Raw genomic sequence first — 26224 nt, forward strand, 5'->3', positions numbered from 1 at the left:
GATTTTTGGGATCTGTAGAAACTCATCCTTATTACGATCCCCTCCTCTCAAACATCCAAAGCGACGATTTTTTTTGTTTCTTTTTTCGGAAAAAAAATAAAAATCCCATCGTAATAATGCGGTTACGATAGAACGATAGCAGCTTTTATTTTGTTTTTTTGTGAAAAGGATAATTTTTTACATGATGTTTACGCGAAACTTGAAGCTTATTTTTTTTATTATTTTTTGCCCGATATTTCTTTTTGCACAACAAGGGAAGATAGAAACTATTATTATCGACGAGGAGACAAAGGAGCCTATCATAGGCGCTAGTGCTTCCCTTCTCCAACAATCCAACCAACATTATATTCAAGGAGCACAGAGCGACATTGAAGGTAAACTAATGTTTTCTGATGTTGATTTCGGAACATATGCGATCCGGATTACGTACGTTGGGAAAGAAAATGTTCTTATTGAAAACGTACGTGTAGCGAATTCACAGCCAGTAAAACTGGCGCAGGTATCCATGATGGATGATGGCAAGCTGATCGAGGAAGTAGTTGTGGAAGGACGTACGCCAGAGATGCGTTTGGGAATTGATAAAAAGGTGTTCGATGTTTCCCAAAGTTTGGTCAGTGTAGGGGGGTCTGCCAGTGATTTGTTACAGAATGTGCCCACGCTTGACGTCGATGTCGATGGGAATGTTTCTCTCCGCGGTTCCAGCAGCGTAAAAATTTTGATTGATGGAAGAGAATCAGCGATGGCCGGTTCCGATATAAATGCATTGCTACAATCCTTGCCTGCCAATAGCATAGAAAAGGTTGAACTTATTACCAACCCGTCTGCCAAATATGATGCGGAGGGCCAATCGGGTATTATCAACATTATATTAAAAAAGAACGTGAGAACTGGGTTGAATGGAAGTGTGACGGCATCGGGTGGTTCTTATGATAACTACAGTGCTGGGGTGGACTTGAATTATCGAGATCGCAAATTTAATTTCTTTGGCGGATATAACTATGCGAATAGGGTTCGTCCGGGGAACGATTTTAATGATAATACAGAACTCATCGATGGCGTAATTCAGGAAAATAGTGCCCGTACAATTAGCACGAGTGAAAATAGCCGGAAAGGTAAGAACCATACGTTTAGGTTTGGTACGGATTGGTACGCCGCACCGAAAACTACGCTTAGCCTAGGTGCAAATGTTAGCGTTCGCGATAATGACAGGCGCTCGGATATTGATTATCGTTATTTTAATGTCCTGGGTCTAGGGGACCGATCTTCTCGAATTTCACAGCAATACGAAGAAGATCTGGGGATGGATATAACCTTTGATTTTAAGCAGGAACTCAAAAGAGAGGGAGAAGAGATTACCGCTAATATTACGTATGGTAACGATACGGAAGATGGGACAAATGATTTTCATCAAACTTATGCCAATAATCGTGCGGATTTCCGACGCCAGAATGTAACGAGTGAGGCCGGAAAGAACTGGAATTTTCAAGTAGATTATGTTCTGCCGTTCGGGGAAGATCACAAATTTGAAGCAGGTTATCGTACCATCGTACGTAACAGTGAGGATACCCAATGGTCGGAAGTATTGGATACCCTGACGAATCAATTTCTGCCGGACTATAGTGTTAGCAACGATTTTGACCTGGCGAATAGTGTGCATGCATTATATGCGAATTATCAACGAAAGCTGACAGAGAAATTAGGTATGCAAGTGGGGCTGCGTGGAGAGCAAACCTATTTAAGGTCTACTTACTATAATTTAGATCCAGACGCACCCGAAGATGAAAAAAGAAATGACGGAAATCAAGATTTCTTTCGTCTTTACCCGAGTGCTTTTTTGTCGTATGAAGTGGGTGATTCCGGTGACAAAGTACAGCTTTCTTATACACGCAGAGTGCAACGCCCACGAGGGTGGCAGGTGAACCCCTTCGTCAACGTAAATGATGAAATCAATTATCGACAAGGTAATCCAAACTTATTGCCCGAAGATATACATTCCTTTGAATTGAGTTTTGCGAAATTTTATGACAAGTGGAACTTTATTAGTTCCGCGTATTATCGTCGCTCAAGTGATATGATGAGTCCGTTTTTGAGGGATCCCGAAGAAATAGCGGATATTGTCGGCGACAGAAGTAACGTGACGTATAGTCGCTGGGAAAACGTTTCGAAACAAAATGCGATGGGACTGGAACTGATATCAAAAGTGAACTTTCTGCAGTGGTGGGACGCCACGGCAAATGTGAACTTGTTTTATGATAAAACCATGCCTTATGCAGAATTCAACACGGGAGATGTAGAGAACTTCAGCTGGAACGGAAACATCAATACCAATGTGAAATTTACAAAATCCACCACTTTGCAGGCTCGTGGTTTCTATCGTGCTCCCCGGAAATGGGTGCAAGGTCGGATGAAATCCATGGCGGGCTTGGATGTTGCTGTACGTCAGGACGTGTTAGCCGGTAAAGGGAGCGTGATGTTTAATGTGCGTGATGTATTCAACAGCCAACGGTTCCGTATGGAAAATAACTTGCCTACCCAGTTTAATCAAAGGGAAAGCCGATGGATGCGACGCATGTTCTCACTGTCATTCACCTACCGTTTCGGTATGCAAGATTTGACAAAGAAACAAGAAGATCGTGGAGGAGATAATGGGATGGACGAAGGTATGGAAGGCGGCTTTTAAAAAATCAGATATTTTTCTACCTTTAACGGACAACTAAAAAAATAAAAGATGTGTTTTAACATGAAGAAAAGATTTTTGTATATGGTAGGATCGGTAGTGTTATTGTCCTCCACTATTTGTAAGGCACAAGATGTAGCCGGCAACAATGTTCCCCCCTATGAGTTGAATAATCTTCCCAAGATGGATATGAATAAAATTCAAAAAAATGCGGAAGGAGCCTATGTGCTCTTTAATGGCACATCATTGGAGGGGTGGCGAGGGTACAACAAAGCAAATGTTCCAGCAAAGTGGAGTATTGAAGAGGGAACCTTAAAATTCTCTGGGAAGGACGCGGGGCTAACCAAAAACGATGGGGGAGACATTATTTTTGCACACGATTTTCAGAATTTTGAATTGGAGTTTGAATGGAAGATTTCCCATGCAGGTAATTCAGGCGTGTTTTTCTTAGCAAAAGAAGTAAAAGGACAAGCTATATATATATCGAGCCCGGAATACCAATTGTTAGATAATGAGAATCATCCGGACGCTAAACAAGGGGTTGATGGCAATCGTAAATCGGGATCCCTTTATGACATGATTCCGGCCAAGCCACAAAATGGTAAACCCGCTGGAGAATGGAATAAAGCGAAGATTGTCGTCAATAAAGGGAAAGTTACCCATTATCAAAATGGAGAGAAAGTGGTTGAGTATACATTGTGGACACCCGATTGGACCGCCTTATTGCAAGCGAGTAAGTTCAGTCAAGAAAAATGGCCATTGGCATTTGAATTATTGAATAACGTAGGGGGAGTTTCTAAATCGGGTGTGATCGGGTTTCAAGATCACGGTGATGATGTGTGGTTGAAGAATATAACCGTGAAAGTTTTATAATTCAAGCCACAGAGATATGCAGAGATGGGATTATCCTGAACTCTCCAAGGGTCATTTAATCGCATCTCTGCATTTTAGAATACCTGTTGTAATTCCGCTAAATCGCGAATCATATGACGGATATCTTTCGGTTGTTCGAGACCCATGGCATTAAAGAAGATAGCATCAATACCCGCGTTTTGTGCACCACGAACATCGGCATCGAGACTATCTCCAATCATGATAGATGTTGTTTTCTCCGCTTCTCCATGCTGTAACGCGTGCTCGAAGATTCTAGGATCGGGTTTATTTACTCCGAATAATTCGGAAATAACAATCGTTTTAAAATAGGGCTTTAGTTTGCTGTGTTCCAACTTCTTTTCACAGGCCTCTTTGAAACCATTTGATATCAAATGTAGTTTATATTTACGCTGTAAATAGGCTAATGTTTCAATCGCATTTGGAAACAGGTTTGTTTTGGTAGGGCAAATGTGTAAATACTCCTCCTCAAAAGCCTCCGGAAATAGTTCTGGGTCAATTCCAAGCTGGGTAAAAGTATCAGCAAACCGAAGTCGGCGTAGGGTCGACTTGTCGATTTTTCCGTGATGGTAAAGTGCCCAAAGCCGGTGATTATTTACAGTATACGTCTCGATAAAAAGATCAGAATCAGCCTTTCCGATCAATTTGTCAAAATGATATTTATAGTAAAGATCATGTAGCGTTTCCTGTGCGTTCTTGTCAAAATCCCAAATCGTGTGATCTAAGTCGAAGAAAATATCTTTTTTGTGGAAAAACATAAGGCAAATATAGCACCTTTCTTAACCTATTGTCATATTGCGCCGAGTATTTCCTTTCAGGTTAACAAATGGTTATTTTTGTATGACATTAATTTATCTGTATGAAGCGAGCGCTCGTGCTGTTTTATTTTTTGGTGTTTTACGCTATTACACAATTACTTTGGTGGGGGTATCTGCTGGTTAATTACGAACCGGAACGCAAGGGGATGATCATTGGAGAAGGGCTTTTCTTCTTTTTGATTTTTATTTGGGGAGCCATGCGGCTGAAGAAGCTATTCACGCGCGAGCATAAACAGCAGCAGCAGCAACAAAACTTTCTACTCTCTGTAACGCATGAATTGAAATCACCTCTCGCTTCCGTAAAGCTATACATCCAGACTATTCTAAAGCGTGATCTAGAAAGAGAGCAGCAAAAAGTTTTCCTCTCTAATTCCTTAAAGGATATCGAAAGATTGGACGATCTTGTCGAAAATGTATTATTGACAACCAAATTGGAAAACCGAAGTTTTAATTTTCCAAAAGAAAATTTTAATTTAACAGAATTGGTGGACAATGTGGTTGACAGACTGCAAAAAAATGCATGTAGTTCTCAGGTGATAAAGCCGGATTTGGAAGCAGGGCTAATTATTCGTGCAGATAAATTTGCCATCACAAATGTTGTGACTAATCTAATTGAAAATGCGATTAAATATTCGCCACCTTGTGCGACTGTAGAAGTGCAGCTTAAAGAGGAAGAGGAAGGTAATCGTATCATCTTTTCAGTGGCTGACCACGGTCCGGGCGTTGTAGACGAAGAAAAAAAGAATATATTTAATAAGTTTTACAGAATAGGCAATGAGTCGACGCGTAAAACTAAAGGCACAGGTTTAGGGTTGTATATAGTGAAGACGGTATTGCAAAAACACAACGCCTCCATTAAGGTAAAAGATAACGCTCCATCTGGGAGTATTTTTGAAGTAACATTTGAAAATTATGCAAGCTAAGCAACGTATATTATTGGTGGAAGATGAGGAACACTTGTTAGAAGCCATCAAATTGAATTTAGAATTAGAAGGCTATCGTGTAACGACAGCGACCGACGGAAAGAAAGCATTAAAGATATTTAAAGAAGAACGCTTCAATCTAGTGGTTTTAGATGTGATGATTCCCGAAATCGACGGTTTTCAGGTTGCGGAGACCATTCGTTTACAAAATTCGGAGGTGCCTATTATGTTTTTAACTGCAAAAAATAGTAGCGAAGACCGTATCACAGGCTTAAAAAAAGGTGCGGACGACTATCTAGTAAAGCCTTTTAACTTGGAAGAGTTGATTCTCCGTGTAGGCAATTTGATCCGTAGAGGACTTAAGTCAGACGATCTAAAGGAATTTAACTCGTATACTATTGGTGATAAGACAATTTATTTTAACTCCTATGAACTTCATCATGCGGATGGAAACATCACCTCACTAACAAAAAAGGAAACCATGCTGTTGAAGCTATTGATCGAACGTAAAAATGAAGCGGTTTCCCGAGAGCAAATATTAGAGACTGTGTGGAATTATGATGTCTATCCATCGACGCGTACGATAGATAATTTTATTTTGACATTTCGTAAATATTTTGAACCAGATCAAAAACATCCTGTGTATTTTCATTCAATCCGTGGGGTGGGGTATAAGTTTACGGATACACCAACATAAGAGTAAATGAACACACGAGCAAGAATGATTGTCATCGGCATTGCGGTGACATTTCTTCTTTATGCAGTTTACGAGAAGCATTACAATATTACAATTTATATTTTAGGGCTGATTGGATACTTCATTTGGAGCCATTATCGGGAAGGTACTGTTTTCTTGGCTACGCAAGCTTTTCACAAACAAGATTACGAGAAGACAAAAAGCTTGCTGTCGGAAATTAAAGATCCCGACAAGTTGCGGAAGAAGCGACGGAACTATTACGAATTTATGATGGGTAATATTGCGTTGAAAGAGGAGCGGATTGACGACGCTGAGTATCATTTTCAATTAGCATCTCGTTTACCCTGGAAACGGGATACAGAGAAGGGGTTCGTATTGATTAATTTGGCAAATATTAGTTTACGCAAGCGTAATTATGAACGTGTTCCAGCCTATCTTGAACTCGCTAGTAAGCTCAAGCTTACAGAACGTCAAAAAGGAATTATCGAAAAAATACAAAAAGAACTAAATAAACAGACGTAGTGAACAAAACTTTACAGAACGATTTATTGATTAGAGCTGCGTTATCGCAGTCTACGGAGAGACCTCCTGTTTGGATGATGCGTCAAGCTGGACGCTTTATGCCCGAATATTGGGAAATAAAGAATAAATACAGTTTTTTGGAAATGTGTAAAACACCGGAAATCGCAGCAGATGTCACCATGTTGCCGGTAGATCTGTTGGATATCGACGCAGCGATCCTATTTTCTGATATCCTGGTAACGGGTGAGGCCATGGGAGGAGACCTATCGTTTGAACAAGGAGTAGGCCCTCGATTTAGTAATCCCGTACGTACGCAGGCGGATATAGATCAGCTCGAAGTCGATTGTTTAGATAAACTACAATACGTGGCAGATGCTATTCGAGTAGTACAAGAACGTCTGGGAGGACGTATCCCTTTAATTGGCTTTGCAGGAGCACCATTCACGCTATTAAGTTATCTTGTAGAGGGAGGTTCGTCTAAAGATTTTAAACGAACAAAATTGTTGCTTAATAATGAACCCGCGTTAGCCCATCAGCTTCTGCAAAAAATTGCCGACGTCACGATAAGTTATCTGAATATGCAAATTGATGCCGGTGTCAATGCTGTACAATTGTTTGATAGTTGGGCATTAGCATTATCATGGAACGATTATCGCGATTTTGCACATTACTATAATAAATATATTCTGGACAATATCAAACGGTCCGTTCCCGTGATTTCTTTCTGTAAAGGTTCTTCGGTATTTGCGCCGATGATGGCAGAAGCAAATCCAGATGTGGTATCCATCGACTGGAATGCTGATTTAAAAAATGTGAAACAAATGCTCCCCAAGGGGATTGCCGTACAAGGCAATTTAGATCCATTTGTATTGTATGCAGATAAGCAGGTTATTACGGATAAAATTTTACAATTGTTTGAGCGTATGCGTGGCGAGGATGGATTTATCTTTAATTTAGGGCATGGGATTATGCCGGATATTCCCTTTGATAACGTGAAGCATGCTATTAACCTTGTAAAGGAATTTCGATATTAGTCTATTGTGATTCGTAAACTTGCTCAGGCAGGAACGAATCACAAACAATGAATGAACAGATGATATACCTATACGCAAAATCACTGCATATTATCTTTATGGTCTGTTGGATGGCGGGGCTGTTCTACATGCCCCGTTTGTTCGTCTACCATACAGAAGCAAAGCAAAAACTGGACATGGAGTACCAGGTTTTGCATGCGCAATTTATCGTTATGGAACGAAGGCTTTGGTGGGTGATCACCACGCCGGCGATGTATATCACTGTCGCTTCTGCATTGACCATGCTTTATCTATCGCCAGGTTTGTTAAGTCAAGGATGGATGCACGTGAAACTTACATTTGTCGCGGCTTTACTCGTTTATCATTTTAAAAGTCAGCACATCATGAAGCAATTGGCTGCAGGTACGTCTACATGGACTTCCACACAGTTACGCCTGTGGAACGAAATTTCCACCATTATTCTTTTTGCCATCGTTTTTTTAGTTATTTTTAGGTCTGCGATCGATTGGATTTACGGTGTGGTAGGTTTGTTAGGGCTAGCGCTCTTATTGATGCTGCTGATTAAGCTTTACAGAAGGTATCGAAATGCGAAAAAAGAGTAACGTAGGAGACTAATTATCAGGAAATAGACATATGAAGAATATAGTTTTATTATTACTTCTATCTGTAGTTGTATGGCAAGGAAAAGCACAAGAACATGCTTGGGCATTTGGTTTCTACGGTGATGTGCAGTTAGAATCGCCAGATTATCAAGGAGCATTTGGCGTTCAGGGAAAGTACGACTTCGCCAAACGCTCTGCCTTACAAGCACAGGTATATGGTCGAAATGGATACGTAGCCGTTGGCACTGATTATCTGTTGTCATTGTTAGATAAAACCCAGCGTAATTTTAATGTATTTATCGGAGGGGGATTAAGCCAAGACTTTTACCGTTACAATGAATTGATGGTAGACCAAGAACAGGTATCACCCGAAAAACGCGAGAATTTTACCATATTGAATGGACAAGCTGGTGTTAGTTATTATATGCCGGCAGTAAACCTATCGTTATATACGGGATATAAACTTAAATACCATTTCGAATGGGAAGAAGTACAGCCTAATTATTTGATGTTCGGCATGCGTTATCATTTGTGGTAAAGAACTTTATAACGTAGCTGATGACATATTCACATGCTCGTTATCTGGACAAATAAAACAATTGACTTTAAAGCATGCTTTTAGAGAAACACGCATGTCTGTAAATTATATTTCGAATAAAAACCGTACCCTATTCGGCGTAGTTGTTTCGACAATAATACTAATATTTGCTAGCCAATGTAGCCCGACGGATTCATCTTCAAAATCTCTGGATACATTAAAGCAGGCGATTGGGGACCGTGAATATTACCTCGACAGGAAGTTAAATCAGATTGACAGTGTGCGAAAAGAATTGCAATCATCTACCGAAGCCGTGGAGCAGTTTGATGCATGTAGAACGCTATATCATATGTACTATGATTTACAGATTGATACCGCTTTGGAGTATGCAGAGCATATGCGCTCTTTGTCGGAGCGTATACTTAAATCTCACCCGGCTTACCTAAAAGAGTCATTACTTTTGACTGCTCGTGTTTATGCATACACAGGAATGTATAAAGAATGTGCAGAATTATTAGAAGAGCATTTCTTTAAAAAGGAGCTCTCGGAAGATCTCAAACGACTTTATTTTGTCGCACAGATGGAATTATACAAAGGTTTAGCTGATCAAGCTATTAGTGAACGAGAGCTGAAAGCTTACGAGAACATAATAGAAGCTAGCCGAGACTCCTTAATGGCTATCATTCCAAAAAACTCCGTTTGGTACCTTATACATTTATCAAATAAAATCAAGGTAGAAGGCGACTATAATCAGGCGATGGAAATATTGTACAAAGCCTATCACCAGCTAACTACTGAAGACCGCGATATGGCCCATGTCGCTTTTTATATGTCTGATTTGTATAGACTAAAGGGGAATGTAGAAAAAGAAAGACAATATTTGGTGATATCATCTATTACAGATGTAAAACATGCTGTAAAAGAATACGTTTCCCTTTGGAAGCTTGCAGAGATTCTTTATAATGAAGGTAACATAGAAGTCGCGTATAAATTTATTGAAATTTCCTTACAGGATGCGATATATAGTGGTGCATATAGGTGGACGCAGTATATCATAAAAATTATGCCGAGCATTTATGCAAGCTACAACGCCAAAATTCTACAGCAGAAGAATACGATTTCATCCGCTTTTTTTGTAATTGTCTGTTTATTAGGTTGTTCGGTTTTTCTGTCGATATATATCGTTAGACAGTACAGAAAGTTGGACAGAGCAAAAGGTCAGCTGAGCAGAATGAATGACGACCTGATGGAGATGAATGAGGAATTGAATGCACTGAGTGATAAATTACACTTAACGAACACCGAACTAGAAACGACCAATAATCAGCTCCGTTTTGTCAACAGCGAATTGGTATCAACAAATATCTTGAAAGAAACCTACCTAAGCAAGTTTATAGACTTATGTTCTGATTATATTGATAAACTTGATGAATATAGAGGTAGTTTAAAACGACTGCTTAAAGGAGGGAAGTTAGACAAAATAGAAAAAGAGTTACAGTCTACAAAATATATTGAAAATGAACATAAAGTGTTTCTTGCAAACTTTGACGAAACATTTTTGAATTTATACCCGAACTTTGTTTCTGAATTTAACGGCTTGTTCGCTGAAGAGGACCAGCAAAAAATAAAACAAAACGAGTTATTGACGACAGAGCTACGTGTGTTTGCACTTATTAGACTCGGTATAACGGACAGCTATAAAATAGCCAAGTTTTTGAGGTGCTCCATTACAACGATCTATACATATAGGTCAAAAATGAAAAATAAATCAAACTATCCACATAGTTTTGAAGAGCGAATCAAAGAATATCGGAAACACAAACAATGGGGTGCCTCTACCCTATAACCTCTTTTTTATAGACGAAAAAGTTTAGATTACGGGGATTCGTGAAGTGTTATAATCGATTCATTTTCAGATTATTATTTATTTCTTTTGTTTTGATTTTTCCTGTATAGACAGCAGGGGTATCTTTATCTCAAATCAAAATTCAGAACTTTGATGTCGCTAATAATATTAAGATACCAAAAAAATTATTGTACTTATCTACTATCATAATCATAGAATCATAAAATACCGACTGATGCTTATATGAAGTACGTATCAGTAAATGAAAATGCGAGCCATAATTAATTTATATAAATATGAAACAAAAAAGAAATATTTTCTGGGGCTTTGTACTATTGCTCGGCTGTCTAGGATTTTTTGCCTGTTCAAAGGAGGACAATACCAAGAATGCTGCTGCACGTCTCAAGGTAGACAAAATACAGCTATCTGTTATCCAATCGGGAAGATTGAGCTCCGGTAGCAAGCCTACGCTTACCGTTTTAGCAAATTTAGGATATGAAATAACGAGTGATGTCAACTGGATAACGACGGATAAACCTATAGGAAGGGGACAAACAGACGTGATAATCGACATCCAGGAAAACACCACTGGGGATACCCGTATAGGGCAACTTACTATATCTTCTAAAGAGTTAAAAGAAAAAGTAACGGTTATACAGACTATGGATTTAGACACGGATGATGGTCAAGATGTAGGATTCGTATACTTGGAAGATGACTTTAGCTGGTGTGAAGAATTTGGAGGAGAAGATGAAATTGAAAAACAAGCTACCGGAACGACAATTAATGCGAATACCGTAGCCGCTGCAAAAGCGGCACTCAATTCCAGAGGATATGAAGACATTAATTCGGGAGGCAATTGTTTCTATTTAGGGAAACATTACTTTAAAATGGGGAAAACTAACTATCAAACTGGGGTTCGACTTACCAATATTCCTAATCTTGAAGACGGTAAAACAACAAATGCCCGTCTTACATTCAATGCCACCCCAATTCGTACGGGTAGCGGGAACTATGACAATGTACAGGTTATCGTTGAGATTGAGGGGCCGGGTACTGTCGGCGGCGGATCAAAAAAGACAAGTGAGGAAATCAGCATACAGATTCCCAACGGTGGCCCTTGGCATTGGGTTGAAAGAAGTGTGGAACTTTTCGGAATAGAAGCAGGTAGCAAGATCACATTAAAAACAACAAAAACAGGTTCCGATACAGGTACTTTTCGCTGGAGCTTGAATGATATCAAGATTGAAAAAATAAAAACAAACTAGCATCCAATAGATTATGAAAAATATAAAAGCAACTGTCATCTTGCTGACCATTTTGGCAACAATGTCTTTTCATTCTTGTAAGCAGACATTGGATATGGATGACATTTTCGAAGTATCAACGAATAGCGTTTCGTTGAATTATCAGGGGCTATTAGAAAACGGAGATCATGCCCAGATTGAAATCGGTACCAGCGGAACCTGGCAAGTATCGTCAAAGCCGGAGTGGATAGAACTCAGTAAAGGCACTGGTGATCGTGGTCGTTATACGATCTTTTTAACCGGAGAAGAAGCTGGGACGATGGAAGACAGAGAAGGCAAGATTGTATTTGAAAGCCTCGGTCAAACGATTTCTGTCGATATCAAACAAGTGAAAAAAGTAGAGGAACTAAATATATCTCCTGCAGAAATAGCGGTTAATATCAGAGGTTTACTTGATAATGGAAAAGCACCGGCTATCTATATATCCACGAATTCAGATTGGCGTATTTCCGAATTACCGGAATGGATTTCCGTGGACAAAACGGAGGGAAAAGCGGGGAATGTCTCGGTAATATTAACGGTTACGAAGAATAATACAGGAGAATCTCGTCAAGGGTCGTTTACGGTTATTTCCGGTGATAAAACGGAAAAAGTCGATGTAGAACAGGACCTTACTTATATTCCGCTGACGGAGGTCACTATAATCACAGGGAATCAAAGTGGAGCAATTACCAGCGGGGCGGCAACCTTTGAGATTAATGCTGTTGAGGCTTGGACATTGGCAAGCGACAGTTGGATACACGTAACGCCCAATAAAGGAGATGCTGGTACAACGGAAGTGACTGTTAGTCTGGAACCGACTGCCGTAGCACGTACCGGTGCGATTACCATTAAAGATGCTGATAATTTAACTACTGTTGTTACCGTGAAACAAGAAGTATTGTTGCCGGACGATGGAAAAGCGGTTGGATATTTATATTATGCAGATGACTTTGAATGGGTACGTCCATATGGCGGAGAAGACGAGTTGTTGAAAGCACCTACCTCAGCGGGGCATGGAAAAGGTTTCGCGGGATCAACTAAAAATATGCACACCACCGGTCCCACGGGATCTGCGACAGTGTCTGCCGCTACAGCCTTCGCAAATCGCAACTATGAGGATGTCAATTGGAACGGGAACGCCTTCTATTATGGTGCGCACTATTTCAAAATGGGAAAGACAGACGTAGAAACCGGAATTAAATTGGTGTCTATACCGAATACAACAGCAGACAGATCAACGAATGTGAGACTGACGTTTAATGCGACACCTGCGCGAGGAGGAAGTTCGGGAAGTGGGTTCGATGATGTCATCTTGATGGTCGAGATAGAAGGGCCGGGATCGGTTGGCATAGATGATAAAAGCACCAAGTATAAAGATGATCTTGACATCCAGATTCCAGATAACGCGGCTACTGATTGGTATTGGATAGAAAAAAGTGTGGTTCTTTATGGCATCACCTCCGAAACAAAAGTCATCATAAGGCCAAGTACGAAAACCCTTGGTGGCAGATACAATCGTTGGTTGTTGAACGACATCAAGTTGGAGAAACACAGTAAGGTAAATTAGTAGCTCTTTGTCATAGAAATAATATCATAAAATGAAAAAATTAAGAAAGCGTGCGCTTTATCATATATTAGCCCCCATATTTGCGTTCTTTACGCTTATATCGACAGCCCAAGGGCAGACTAATAATATCTCGGGAACCATCAAGGATGAAGATGGTGAAGTAATGATCGGCGTGAGTGTCACCGTGAAAGGGGAGCAAAAAACAACCGTTTCTGACCGGGAAGGAAACTATGCGATCAGTAATATTCAACCAACAGATGTATTGGTATTTTCACTTATCGGTTATCAAACCGTAGAAGAGTTGGCGGGTGACCGAAGTGAGATTAATATTCAATTGGTCTCCTCATTCATTGATTTAGGCGAGACCGTTGTTATCGGGTACGGCTCTTTGGAAAAACGACAGGTTACTTCCTCCATTACATCTATTCGAGGCGATAAGCTTACTTCAGGACTTGGCGGAGCTACCATTGCAACTGCTTTACGGGGAAAGGTGCCGGGATTGATGATTGACGGTACTTCGAGTCCGAACGCCGGTAACAGTTTTCAGTTAAGGGGAGTTGCTTCTGTAAACGCAGGGCAAGGACCATTGGTTGTTATTGATGGTATTCCCGGTGGCGATATCCGGGCGCTTAGCCAAGAAGACATTGAAACCATTGACGTGTTAAAAGATGCCTCGGCAGGTGCTATTTACGGTACGCGTGCCGCAGGTGGTGTTATACTCATAACTACCAAGCAAGCTAAAGTGGGCGATGTAAAAGTGCAATACAGTGGAGAGTTTTCGACAGAACAGGTAAGAAAACGTCCTGATCTTCTTACATCGAGTGAATATGTCATGTATGGTCTTGGTCAAGATTATGGATACGATACGGACTGGTATAGTGCGTTGACCAATGATCGCCCGTTTTCACACCGTCAAGTGCTCAATATATCTGGCGGTAGTCCGAACGCGCTGATATATACTACGTTTTCGACACAGGATCAAAAAGGAATTGTCATTGGCGACGGACGGAAAGATTATGCTGGGCGTATGAATAGCAAATTTTCCTTATTTGACAATAAAGTAGAGATTCAGGCACGTGCAGAATACCGTCAAGCACAACGAGATCAGCGAAACGGTTCCGGTTCTTTCAATGCGGCGATGATGTTAAATCCAACCATACCGATATACAACGATGCGAATGAATCGGGGTATAACGTAAGGGAAATTGGTATTTCTGGAACGAGTTACAATCCCGTCGCTGATATCATGTTGAAAACCTATGATGGAAAAGACAGCTGGTTGTTAAGCGATGTTTCGCTTAATATTAACCTGACAGATAATTTATCTGCAAAGGGAACTGTTGGATATCAAGAATCAAAATGGCAGTTGTACCGTTATACATCTCCTCATCATAAATCATCCGTCGATAATGCAAGACGAGGAGAGGGTTATCATGGATTTAGTAAAGATAACCGTTTTTCTGCAGATGCTTATCTTAACTATAAGAAGATATTCCAAGAGAATCACCATGTTGATGCGGTAGCCGGATATAGTTATTGGGAAGGAAATGGCGAAAGCTTTAATATGACAAATTACAATTTTACGATCGAAGGGGTGGGGCCGTGGAATATGGAAGACGGTACGTGGCTAAGCGATGGAAGAGCAGGCATGGCTTCACAGAAAGATCCACGTGAACGCCTTTTATCGCTGTTTGGGCGTGTTAATTATACGTTTAAAAACCGTTATATCCTATCCGGAAGTTATCGGCGAGAGGGCTCTTCTAAATTCGGTCCAAACCATCGTTGGGGGAACTTTTGGGCTGTTTCGGGAGGATGGCGACTTATTGAAGAAGACTTTATCAAAGATTTACCTTTCATCAGTGACCTAAAGCTACGTGCAGGTTACGGTGTAACAGGTAACAATAGTTTTGGTAACGGTTACGCGACCCGTATGTACAGCCCGGATAGTCAAATGTATCCGACGCCCACAGGTGAGTGGATCTACGCATACGGACCACAACGAAATGTCAACTCTAATCTCAAATGGGAAGAAAAAGGTGAGTTTAACGCTGGAGTAGACTTTGGATTCTGGAACAATCGCTTATTTGGTAAATTTGATATTTATCAACGGCGCGTGAAAGACCTGTTATTCCAAACGGATGCCCCAACGCCTCCAATGACCCATACCACCATCATGCGAAATGTGGGAACCTTACAGAATAAAGGTTGGGAATTTGAACTGGGTGGCGAAATCGTCCGTAATAAAGATTGGAACTATAATACCATAGCCCGTTTTTCACACAATACGTCCAAAATATTGGATTTGGGAGAAGACGGTGTTATCGATATGGATGCTTTTCCTTCTCCGGGTAACCCAGGAAGGGCCGGACGTCTATTGAATGGATCGACCATCGGTCAATTCTTTGTCTTTAAATATGCGGGACTAGACGAAAATGGAAAATGGTTGATCCACGACCAGAACGGCGAGATCGTTCCAGGCACAAGTGAAAATTTGATCAACGATAATAAACACTATGTTGGCAATGCCATCCCTAAGTTGACCGTTTCATGGGATCACAACTTAAGCTATAAACAATTTGATTTCTCGGCATCTCTACGTAGCTATATTAATTATGATGCGTTTAGTCAAGTCAATATGTATTATGGGTTGCGTACGCAGTCGCAATTTAATGTATTAAAAGAAGCATTTGATCGATACGCTGCTGTCAATGATGAAAAAATATTGAGCGATGTATTTATAAGCGACGCTTCTTTTGTAGCGCTTGATGCAGTCAGCGCTGGATACACGTTCGATTTAAAGAAATATACACCATATATATCGAAAGCACGATTGTACTTTACCTCAAGAGACTTATTGGTATTGACCTCTTATAAAGGAATCAATCCTGAAGTAAGTTTAAACGGACTATTCCCAGGTTTTGAACAAATTAATAGTACGGCTAGTATGTATCCACAAACCCGTCGGTTCACGTTAGGCGTACAATTGACATTCTAAAATTAGATAAGATATGAAACGCAATTCACTAAAATATTTTAAACTATCTGGAGTCATGCTTTCCCTTTTATTGGGAGGTTGTGATCTCAATGAACAACACTATTCTTCGGTTACGCCGGATACCTTTTTTACATCAAAAGAAAGTACATACGCTGTCCTTGCTCGTCCGTTTACCCATTGGCGATGGTTTATTGGTGCCGACCGTTGGTATCTACAGGAGTTGACGACGGATGCAATGACCTGTCCGCAGCGTGCTGAGGATTGGTATAATGGAGGTGAATATTTCCGCTTGCAGTACCATACTTGGAATCCGGATGATCGTTTTGTCGAAAATACGTATAACGGAGTTGGAGGGGGGATCGCCCGTACGATGTCTGCTAAAGAAGATTTGGAGGCATTGGATTATTCGACTGTCGGAATGACAGAACAAGACAAGGCAGATCAAGTTCAACAATTGGAGGCTTTGATTGCATGGTTCTATATGCGCGGTCTTGATTTTTTTGGTGGAATGCCCATATATGAATCAACCCAAGATGAGCTACGTCCAAGAGCTTCGGCACAAGAAACATTCGACCACATAGAAGGATTGCTGAAAAATGCAATTCCCAACTTGAAGAAAAAGACGCAATTGGGCGCATTTGAAGATGGATATATCAGACAAGCGGCCGCTGCATCCATGTTGGCACAGCTTTATTTCAATGCAGAGGCTTATACCGGACAGGACCGATTTGCGGAATGTGCTGCTATTTGCCAAGATATCATTAACGTTGAATACGGCGTTTATGAACTTGATAATACATGGTGGGGACCGCACGGTTTCGATAACGATCGCTCTCCGGAAATAATTTGGGCAGCTCCTTCCAAAGGCGGTTCCACAACAGATGCCGCATGGCTTTGGTACTGGCGATATTTCTATCATCAGGAAAGCGGTAAATACTTTGGTGGAGTCTCCGGGAATGGAGCACCATACAATGGTTTTATGCTTAGTCCTTCCCGCAAACCTACCGGACAGATATATACAGAATTTAAATTAGGGAATCCTTACGAGAAATTCCATGATAATGATCTTCGAAAAAAACCTTTTGTTTATAGAGGTAATAAGAATTACGAAGGTATGTTCTTGGTGGGTACTCAAACAAATCCTATAACAGGGGAATCTACTAAAGGAACAAAGGCATATTCGGGAGAAATCCTTAATCTTGTTGACATTGTTGCGCCATTTAAAGAACTCAATACAAAGTATGGCGGGGATGTATCCAAATTGCCTTCAAATATCCAAGTAGGAGAGGAGAACAGTGGAATACGTCTCGTAAAAGTCCCACAGCCCAATTTAGCGGATCAGCCACTTCAATTTGATCCGGATGCACCTGTTATTCGTTTGGCTGAAATATATTATATGCTCGCCGAATGTAAGCTTCGTGAGGGAGACGCAGGAGCAGCTGCTACATTAATCAATACGGTCCGTGAACGGAACTTTGCAAACAGGGTCGATCCAAACCCGGCGACGGCTGCTAATATGGATAAATACAGAATGCTGGATGAATGGTTGATCGAATTTCTTGGAGAAGGACGTCGTCGTACAGATCTTATCCGTTGGGAAGCATTTACACAAGAGAAATGGTGGGATCATGAGCCGACAGATAACACGAAAAATAGATTTCCAATACCATACTCTGCTATTTCAGCGAATAACTTATTGTTACAGAATCCGGGATATGGAGGAAATAGCAAATAATCAATTTAAATCATTTAAAGAGAAAATAATCGAATCATGACAAGGAAAATATTTTTTAAATTGTTAACGTTAAGCCTACTCTTCTTTATCGGATGCAGTGAGGATGAGCGACTTGTTAGAAATCCAGCTCCCGAAGAACCTACGGATATCGTCGTAAAAGAGGGTATGAATCTGGTCGGTAAGCTTACAGATGGTGATACACCTGTTGTTGGCGCTGTTGTCAGCGATGGGTATACCACGACGCTGACAGATGAGGAAGGTATTTATCAGCTAGGAGCAAACGAACGCGCAAAATTTGTCTTTGTTTCCGTTCCATCAAACTATGAAATACCCATGGAGAATGGATTACCGAAAATCTATTATGCGTTGCCTGCGGACAGGAGTGAAGTTATGCGACGGGATTTTAGTCTGAAAAAACAAGCTGTTGTAAATAAATTTCAGTTGCTGGCGTTAGCCGATGTGCAAATCGGCCAAACGGTGGAACTGAACTGGTTGCGTAATACAGAAATACCGCTAATAGCAGAGTATGCAAATAGTATGAAAACCGAGTCACCGGTGTACGGGATTTCTTTGGGGGATCTAGTTTGGGACAACATGGCCTATTTCCCAGAATACGCGACGGAGATAAAACGTCTACAACTGCCGGTATTTCAGGTTATTGGTAACCACGACCATGACCGGACAGTTTTAATGGACGATTATAACGCAGCACGCCAGTTTGAAGCGAATTTCGGGCCAACCTATTATTCCTATAATATCGGAGATTGTCATTTCGTCGTATTGGACAACGTTAATTTTAACGGGCATAGTGATTATAGCGCGCATATTACACAAAATCAGCTTGATTGGTTGGAAGAAGACTTAAAACATGTAAGTAAGGATAAACTTATTATATTGGGTACGCATATCTATACATCAAGAAGAGACCGTCCAAATCTAGGCGTTAGCAATAAAGAGGATCTCTATAAGCTATTAGAAGGCTATAAAGTGCGCATACTAACGGGGCACTTGCATAATAATCGCATGACAACAATCAGTGAAGATATTGAGGAGAATAACTTGGGATCGGTCATGGGGGCTTTTTGGAACTATCTATGTAATGATGGTAGTCCGCGTGGGTATGCTGTTTATGAGATTGAAGGCAATGAAATTAAAAACTGGTATTATAAGGGTACGGATCAATCAAAAGATTACCAGATAAAGATCTATAAACCGGGACAAGCCGTAACAACTTCTAGACAGGATGGTGTTATTATCAATATTTTTGCTTGGCATACCAATTGGACGGTTAAGGTCTATGAGAACGATGTTTATAAAGCTACTTTAGCGGAGAATCTACGGTTTGAGATGGATAGGGATGCGTACGATGCTTATTCCGGAGACGAAAAACCTGCTCACCGCCCTTCTGCGGAACCAGAGGCGTATAATGACCATATGTTTTATTATAAACCTTCTGCAACGACAGGAATCACTATTAAAGTGGAAGCAGAAGATCCTTATGGGAATGTTTACGTCGAACGCGTAACGTTATAGTGTATTGGCAAGGTAACAGAAAAAGAAAAGGTGAATTTTTTAAGTTCACCTTTTCTTTTATACTTCTTGATATCCTACGACATTTATTTTTATTCTACAACTTTTAAAGATTTTGTTTGTAAGTGTGTCCTTCCGAACATATCGGTTGCCCTTACTTGAATATTGTGTTCACCGACTTCTAACTTTCTAGGTAGTTTGGCTTCCCAGATATGAGTAGAAGGTGTGGCAGCTGATGGTCTGCGTCCATCCATTAAGGTTTCTGCGTTATCAAATTTCAATACGTTGAATTGATAGCTAGGATCTTCTATTAGCGTATGTTGCATTTTGGTCCAACTTTTTCCATCCAAACTATATTCCACTATATTGTCCTCACTACCGATAAAAAAGTTTACATAAAGGGTATGTCGTCTAACATTCTTCTGCTGTAATTCTGCAGGGAAGGTCAAGTTGAGCTGATAATCAGCAGGTTCACCCGCTACCTGATAGTCAAAAGTGTAAGTATTGCCGGTTATATTCAGGATAACATAGCCTTTTGGAGTTCCGTCACGCATCGTCGATGCAGGTACACCTTGCTTATTTTTTAATCCCGAGTACCAGTCTCCGGAAGTCGTGCCCACATTATATTCATGGTGTGGTTTCTCCTGTCTCCAACCATCATTTTTTGTATAAAAATTATGTCTTTGGAGATGCGTATGTGCCGAAAGTGAAAGCGTATTGGGGTATTCTGCCAATAAATCGAATAAACGCTGTCTGTCTTCATCGCGGAAAACATTCGAATTTTGGTGTAAGAGCGGAATATGAAAAGCTAGTACAATCAGTTTATCTTTCGGGACGAATTTTAAATTGTTCTCAACAAAATCGAGTTGATCTTTCCGAAAGCCACCCAAATAGCCCTTTCCCGTACGAGGGTTTGGATATAAGATATTGTCAAGGACAATAAAATGAGCGTCGCCGTAATTAAAAGAAAAGTTGTTGGGGCCAAAATTCTGTTCATAGGTTTCATCAGAGAATATATCTTCCTGAACATCGTAGTTCATGTCATGGTTTCCCATCACATTAAACCATGGAAGTCCAAGTTTACCGACAGTTTCTATATAGGGACCATGTAAAGCGAGGTCATCACCCACTAAATCTCCTAAACTTAGTCCAAAAGAAAATTTTTCTTTATCAGCGATGTCCTGTATAATGCCTTTATCAAAATAACTGATTTCGTCCATATTGTATGCCTGTGGATCGCCAAAAACTAAGGCGCTGAAATCTTTTTGTTCATTGACGTCCTTTTGCAACGCAAAATCGACAGATTTCGGTAATTTACCTGTAGGTTTGCTCCCCGTATATTTCAAGACAGGAGATCCTTCTGGCTTGTGGATATAATAAAATTGGGGTCTGTTGTTTTCGTCTACCGGAAACTGATAGCCGTTGGGTTTGATTACGAAAAAAACACTGTTTTCCCGGGCCGGAATGTTATATCTCCCTGATGCATCGGTAAGCACAACGTCCACGCCGTTACTGATAGCAACCTGCGCGATTCCTTTTTCTTTTGCATCCCGCTTACCGTTCAGGTTGGTGTCTTCATAAACCAAACCGCGGGCAATCTCTTGTCCATAACCTAGACTTGAAACAAAAAGTCCAGCAATTATCAGGGTAAATTTTAAATTCATGGTTTTAGTTGATAAATTATTATTTTTCACAAAGGTCACTTTTTAAAATTAACAAATCGTAGCCACATTTTTAAGAATATATTAAGTGTGTTACACCAGCGGGCAAATTGGCCTATTTTTTTAGCATCAAAGTATTGAAAAGCGATCAGATTTTTTAGACGCTTGGTTATAATAATTCATATTCGCATAGCCATACTTAGTATAAGCTTTTTTCATGATTTCTATTCATTCCATTTATAAATCGATTTTCCTTCTTTTATGGTTTCCAATACCTTAATATCTTTTATTTTTTCTGATGGTATTTCAAGGGGATTTTGATCGAGAATAACTAAATCTGCGAGTTTCCCCACTTTAATGGAACCTTTTATTTTTTCTTCATGGAACTGATAGGCAGCATGAATGGTGATCGCTTTCAATGCATCCAAAGGTTTTATTCTTTCGTCAGGTCCTAAGATTCTTCCTGACCGTGTTTTTCGATTTACAGCTGCATATACAGCAGTAATGAGATCTGGCGGTGTAACCGGAGCATCGTGATGGATTGTGAAAATAATACCTGCTTTTTTTGCAGCGTTAGTAGGACTGATAAAAGCTGCCCTTTCGGGGCCGAAAACACTAGTGTAATGCCAATCTCCCCATAGATATACATGTGTGGGGAAATAAGAAGGAATCACACCGATATCCTTAATTTTTTGAATATGATCTGGACGACTATTTTGCACATGAATAAAGGTCGTGCGTAATTCTGGCTTATAGGTACCTTCGCTTTTTAATCGGCTAATTACCCGAATAGCTTGATCAATTGCAGCGTCGCCATTAACATGCATTTGTGCGGTGATATGGTTTTGAAACAATGTTTTAAGGTCTGAATACAAAGTTGAGTCGGTGAAAATAGGAAAGCCCTTATAATCGGTTCCCTGACCTTCTGGAGGAACTAAGTAGGGTTGGGTCAACCATGCTGTCTTTCCCTGTGGAGAGCCATCATCAGAAAATTTGAAACCACCTAATTTCAGGCGATTGTAATATTTCATGTATTCGGGCTTGAAATCCTTCAGGTGTTCTTTATAGTGTTCATAGTCAGGGAAGTAAATAATGTCTGCTTTTAAAAGATTTTTATCCGCCGCGTCCTTTAAGAGTGCAAGGCTCTCGCCCATTGTTCTTCCATCACAGATGGTAGTTTGTCCGTAGCTTAACCATTCATCTTGGGCTTTCAACAAATTTTTTAGAGCATTTGATATCGTATCATTATTTTCGTTTCCATTTTCTTGGGCGATCTTTTTTGTCAAATTTAGCAACGCTGTAAAACTTGCGTTCTCTTCTAATTTCCCATTAAGTTTTCCTGTCTTTTTATCTCGACCAAAATGGCCACCTTCCGGATCTCGTACTGTTTCATCTATTCCTAAGAACTTCAGCATAGCTGAGTTAACAACACTAGCATGACCTGATGCATGAATAACAATAATTGGATGAGTTTGACTAACAGCATTCAATTCGAGTATTGTAGGGTGTCGGTGTTCGGTAATGATGGCATCGTCATAACCATTTCCAATTATAGGTTGATCTACTGGTAAATTATGTTTTCGAATATATTCCTTTAGTGTTTGTTGTAAGTCAGCAATTGAATTTACTGTTCCATAAGGTGTAGGCGATAAATCAACGGCTTGCATCATGCCTGCTCTTGATGTAATATGTCCGTGAGCATCTATAAACCCAGGCAATAACGTCTTTCCTTTCAGATCATACTCGACGGTCGTTTCATCGGCATATTTTTCTGCTTCTTGCTTGTCACCGGCGAAGATGATTTTTCCATCATTTAGCACCACGGCCTCAACCGTTGGGGACGTATCCTCCATGGTCAAAATCGTTCCTCCAAAATAGATGGCATCACCCTTATGTCGGTCGCTAACGTGTCCGCAACCCGACAGTGCAACTATCAAAAATGTGTATAAAATAACCTTCATGTTCACATGGCTTATGAATGGTGAACATTTAACAAACAAAAGTAAATTAAGTTTGCAGACCACGGAGAAAAATATAGTTAATTCCCTCTAATAGCTTTGTGCTATTGGTTTTTTATTCAAAGTCTGGCGGGACGGAATTTTGCTGTGCTTCGCAGGAGGATTAACGTCCTTTAAATACTAGGTATTCCAATTTTATCGGTATTTCCTAAGATTTCCATGGACAAGCCATATTTCTAACTTTTATACAGAAACGGAAAAAGCCACATACCTGTTTGAGGATGCAAAAATTATACCGCCAAGTGAACCTTATGTAAATCCGGCGGTTGATACTACGTCTAAACCGTTTTTGCTGCTTTACAAAAAGGGAGGAAATGGTAAAAAAATACCTTGGGTGGTCGATCTCCATAAGGGAACGTTAATAAAAGGGAAGTCGGCGCAGCGTTTTGTGGATGAACAACTACCGCTGTGACACCCGCTACTTTATTTCCGTATTTTTAACCTCCGGTAATAGGAAGATCTGAAACCTCATCTACATTTTTCCGATTAACACTGGATTACCCTAAATAAAAATAGGAGAAGCGATTGTTTTAATCACTTCTCCTATTTAGTAGCGGGGAGCAGGATCGAACTGCCGACCTCAGGGTTATGAATCCTGCGCTCTAACCATCTGAGCTACCCCGCCGTTTTTCGTGATGCAAACCTAAATAAATTTATTTATATATGCAATATATTCTCGTCTGTATATAAAATAAATTTTATTTCGCTCTCCTCGGTCATCAAGGGCTATTTTGTAGAGGTAATATAGCAATAAGTCGTCATTTCCAAAGGCAAAAAATTATTTTTTTAATTTAACTAAATAGGATCGTCAAAAATTAATTCAGCTATTCCGTTTTAGAATAACAAAATAAAATTGTATACTTACCGACAGACAAAATACCTTGGTTTTTAAAATGGCCGAAACGAACTATATGGAAAAGAAAGTAGAAATTCACTTAGAGTATATCATAAATTCATCACCACGCATCTTGTTTCCTTTTATCCATGAACCAAATGCATTGGCACAGTGGTTTGCCGACGATGTCAATTACAAAGAGGGCATCTATGAGTTCATATGGGACGACGAGATGAACCGTGCCAAATTGGTATCGGTAAAAGAGAATAAAAGTGTTCGTTTTAAATGGCTCGAGGATGAACCTTATTATTTTGAAATAGAGATTATTCAAGATGAGTTAACGAATGATGTAGCCCTTTCCATAACCGATTTTGTAAAGCCCGATAACCTGGAAGATAGGAAACAGATATGGAATAATTCTGTCGGTTACCTGCAGAGCGTAATAGGCGCATAAGTTAGATTACTTACTGGAAAAATAGTATCTTTGTAACCATATTGCGGTGATCGATAAGAGGTGATATGAAGAAGATACACTTATTAATTTTACAAGCATTTATTAGACCATTCATGGTATGTTTCTGTATCGTGATGTTTGTGCTATTGATGCTTTTTTTATTTAAGTATATCGATGATCTCATAGGCAAAGGTTTTGAATGGTATGTGTTGATGGAACTTATCGGTTACCAGTGTGCTGTCCAATTGTCTATGGCATTACCGCTTTCCATGTTGCTTTCCTCTATTATGACCTTTGGTAACCTTGGAGAAAGCTATGAATTGGTCGCCATCAAAGCGGCTGGGTTCTCCTTGCGAAAAGCAATGACACCACTTATCATTCTCGTCACATTATTTGCAGGTGGTTCTTTTTTATTTTCTGATTATATACTACCGGTGGTTAATTTAAAGATGGGGTCTTTATTGTGGGATGTACGCAACAAGAAAGCTGATTTTTTAATCAAACCTGGAATCTTTAATAAATCCATCCCCGGCTATTCGATTCGGGCTAAGAATAAAAGTGAAGACGGGACAATATTGTACGATTTGATGATTTATGATCATCGAACCGGCAACACCGCAAATAATGTCCTGTTGGCAAAAGAGGGTTTTATGCACAACTCTGCCGATAACAACTACATGATACTGCGTCTGAGAGATGGTGTTCGTTATGAAGAATCACGCGTAAAAAATGCGAAGCGATACGACCCTAGGCAGCAGTTCACTCGCTTCCGCTTCGCGGAAACAGAGCAAAAGTTTGACATGGAAGCCTTCCAAATGAAACGAACCGATGAAAGCCTTTTTAAGTCACACCATCAAATGCTGAATTTAAAACAGCTCAGGCATTATACCGACTCGAATCGTATACAATTAGATAGTATTTCTCGCCAGATTTTAGTAGAAACGCAAAGCTACGTTTCTTATTTTTCGCCTTATTACCGAGTTGATACCGTACAGCACATAGCTGTACAAAAATTTAATCATTTTTTGATGGACTATGTGCCGGAAGACCAACGTCGCGGTATTATCAGCAACGCGTTGAGCCAAGCGCAGCAAATGAGTAGCGTTTTAGAAATGAAGGACATCGAATATCGAGCTTTTTCCGATAGAGATATTCGCTACCATATTGAGTTTCATAGAAAGTTTACATTAGCGGTGTCCTGTCTTTTACTTTTTGCTATCGGAGCACCACTAGGTGCCATTATCCGCAAAGGAGGTCTAGGATTGCCTGTTGTGGTAGCTATTATTTTCTTTCTGATATACCACATTATATCTACAATGGCCGAAAAAGCAGCAAAAGATGGCAGTATGGATCCGCTTATCGGTATGTGGATGGCGATTATTGTACTAACGCCTTTGGCCGCGTTTTTAACCTATAAGTCAACAACAGATTCCGCATTATTTGATGCAGACCAATATAAACAGAAATTGGAACGCATCTGGAAATGGATCAGCTTCAAATTTACTAGAAAGAAGATATAGCATTGGATTTTGACAAGTTTGTTATACAAAACAGCATAAAGAAATATCCACGATTGTAAAACACAAATGAAT

The 26224-nt window shown here is 40.1% G+C and carries 19 protein-coding genes and 1 tRNA gene; 16 read left to right on the plus strand and 4 right to left on the minus strand.

The annotated features are described in order from the left end of the window. The first annotated feature begins 181 nt into the window (after nt 1–181). Entirely contained in the window at nt 182–2680 is a 2499-nt protein-coding gene (locus H8B17_RS05425; RefSeq protein WP_190308106.1) for an outer membrane beta-barrel protein, read from the plus strand. A 60-nt stretch (nt 2681–2740) separates the two neighbouring features. Further along, complete coding sequence (locus H8B17_RS05430) at nt 2741–3550, plus strand: 3-keto-disaccharide hydrolase (protein ID WP_190308107.1); 810 nt, start codon at nt 2741–2743, stop codon at nt 3548–3550. A 74-nt stretch (nt 3551–3624) separates the two neighbouring features. On the opposite strand, the gene H8B17_RS05435 is transcribed toward H8B17_RS05430, so the two are convergent. Continuing rightward, the gene (locus H8B17_RS05435; protein WP_190308108.1) at nt 3625–4326 is read right to left on the minus strand and encodes a YjjG family noncanonical pyrimidine nucleotidase; all 702 of its coding nucleotides are present in this window, start codon (nt 4324–4326) and stop codon (nt 3625–3627) included. Between the two features lie 101 nt (nt 4327–4427). Here H8B17_RS05435 and H8B17_RS05440 point away from each other — a divergent pair, with 101 nt between their 5' ends. The 12 genes from H8B17_RS05440 to H8B17_RS05495 all read left to right on the plus strand — a co-directional run bounded on the left by H8B17_RS05440 (nt 4428) and on the right by H8B17_RS05495 (nt 19667). Then, nucleotides 4428–5309, plus strand: coding sequence for a sensor histidine kinase (locus H8B17_RS05440; RefSeq protein ID WP_190308109.1), 882 nt, complete (start codon nt 4428–4430; stop codon nt 5307–5309). Continuing rightward, nucleotides 5299–6006: a response regulator transcription factor gene (locus tag H8B17_RS05445; protein ID WP_190308110.1), complete on the plus strand. Its 708-nt coding sequence runs from the start codon at nt 5299–5301 to the stop codon at nt 6004–6006. The genes H8B17_RS05440 and H8B17_RS05445 overlap by 11 nt, the downstream gene beginning before the upstream one ends. Before the next feature lie 6 nt (nt 6007–6012). After that, nucleotides 6013–6528, plus strand: coding sequence for a hypothetical protein (locus tag H8B17_RS05450; RefSeq protein ID WP_190308111.1), 516 nt, complete (start codon nt 6013–6015; stop codon nt 6526–6528). Then, the gene (hemE, locus tag H8B17_RS05455; RefSeq protein WP_190308112.1) at nt 6528–7562 is read left to right on the plus strand and encodes a uroporphyrinogen decarboxylase; all 1035 of its coding nucleotides are present in this window, start codon (nt 6528–6530) and stop codon (nt 7560–7562) included. The genes H8B17_RS05450 and hemE overlap by 1 nt, the downstream gene beginning before the upstream one ends. Before the next feature lie 59 nt (nt 7563–7621). After that, a complete protein-coding gene (gene hemJ, locus H8B17_RS05460) occupies nt 7622–8164 on the plus strand; it encodes a protoporphyrinogen oxidase HemJ (RefSeq protein WP_190308113.1) in 543 nt (180 codons plus the stop codon). 31 nt (nt 8165–8195) lie between these two features. Further along, nucleotides 8196–8702 carry a hypothetical protein gene (locus H8B17_RS05465; RefSeq protein WP_190308114.1) on the plus strand — a complete coding sequence of 169 codons (507 nt, stop codon included), beginning with the start codon at nt 8196–8198 and terminating at the stop codon, nt 8700–8702. Between the two features lie 94 nt (nt 8703–8796). Continuing rightward, nucleotides 8797–10548 carry a DUF6377 domain-containing protein gene (locus H8B17_RS05470; RefSeq protein WP_190308115.1) on the plus strand — a complete coding sequence of 584 codons (1752 nt, stop codon included), beginning with the start codon at nt 8797–8799 and terminating at the stop codon, nt 10546–10548. 296 nt (nt 10549–10844) lie between these two features. Next, nucleotides 10845–11816 (plus strand): BACON domain-containing protein, encoded by a 972-nt coding sequence (locus tag H8B17_RS05475; protein WP_190308116.1) that lies wholly within the window; start codon nt 10845–10847, stop codon nt 11814–11816. A 13-nt stretch (nt 11817–11829) separates the two neighbouring features. Further along, entirely contained in the window at nt 11830–13404 is a 1575-nt protein-coding gene (locus H8B17_RS05480) for a BACON domain-containing protein (RefSeq protein ID WP_190308117.1), read from the plus strand. Between the two features lie 31 nt (nt 13405–13435). After that, the gene (locus H8B17_RS05485) at nt 13436–16399 is read left to right on the plus strand and encodes a SusC/RagA family TonB-linked outer membrane protein (protein ID WP_190308118.1); all 2964 of its coding nucleotides are present in this window, start codon (nt 13436–13438) and stop codon (nt 16397–16399) included. Nucleotides 16400–16412: 13 nt separating this feature from the next. Continuing rightward, a complete protein-coding gene (locus H8B17_RS05490) occupies nt 16413–18134 on the plus strand; it encodes a RagB/SusD family nutrient uptake outer membrane protein (RefSeq protein ID WP_190308119.1) in 1722 nt (573 codons plus the stop codon). A gap of 36 nt (nt 18135–18170) precedes the next feature. Continuing rightward, nucleotides 18171–19667 (plus strand): calcineurin-like phosphoesterase C-terminal domain-containing protein, encoded by a 1497-nt coding sequence (locus H8B17_RS05495; RefSeq protein WP_190308120.1) that lies wholly within the window; start codon nt 18171–18173, stop codon nt 19665–19667. Between the two features lie 89 nt (nt 19668–19756). On the opposite strand, the gene H8B17_RS05500 is transcribed toward H8B17_RS05495, so the two are convergent. The 3 genes from H8B17_RS05500 to H8B17_RS05510 all read right to left on the minus strand — a co-directional run bounded on the left by H8B17_RS05500 (nt 19757) and on the right by H8B17_RS05510 (nt 23968). Then, entirely contained in the window at nt 19757–21328 is a 1572-nt protein-coding gene (locus tag H8B17_RS05500) for a calcineurin-like phosphoesterase C-terminal domain-containing protein (protein WP_190308121.1), read from the minus strand. Nucleotides 21329–21549: 221 nt separating this feature from the next. Then, on the minus strand, nt 21550–23286 hold the full coding sequence (locus H8B17_RS05505; protein ID WP_190308122.1) for an amidohydrolase: 1737 nt from the start codon (nt 23284–23286) through the stop codon (nt 21550–21552). A gap of 608 nt (nt 23287–23894) precedes the next feature. Beyond that, nucleotides 23895–23968, minus strand: a tRNA-Met gene (locus H8B17_RS05510). Nucleotides 23969–24254: 286 nt separating this feature from the next. Between H8B17_RS05510 and H8B17_RS05515 the strand changes: the two genes are divergently transcribed. Continuing rightward, nucleotides 24255–24632 carry an START-like domain-containing protein gene (locus H8B17_RS05515; protein ID WP_190308367.1) on the plus strand — a complete coding sequence of 126 codons (378 nt, stop codon included), beginning with the start codon at nt 24255–24257 and terminating at the stop codon, nt 24630–24632. A 65-nt stretch (nt 24633–24697) separates the two neighbouring features. Then, complete coding sequence (locus H8B17_RS05520; protein ID WP_190308123.1) at nt 24698–26152, plus strand: LptF/LptG family permease; 1455 nt, start codon at nt 24698–24700, stop codon at nt 26150–26152. Nucleotides 26153–26224 lie beyond the last annotated feature (72 nt).

The sequence above is a fragment of the Sphingobacterium arenae genome (assembly GCF_014692505.1).
Lineage (GTDB): Bacteria > Bacteroidota > Bacteroidia > Sphingobacteriales > Sphingobacteriaceae > Sphingobacterium > Sphingobacterium arenae.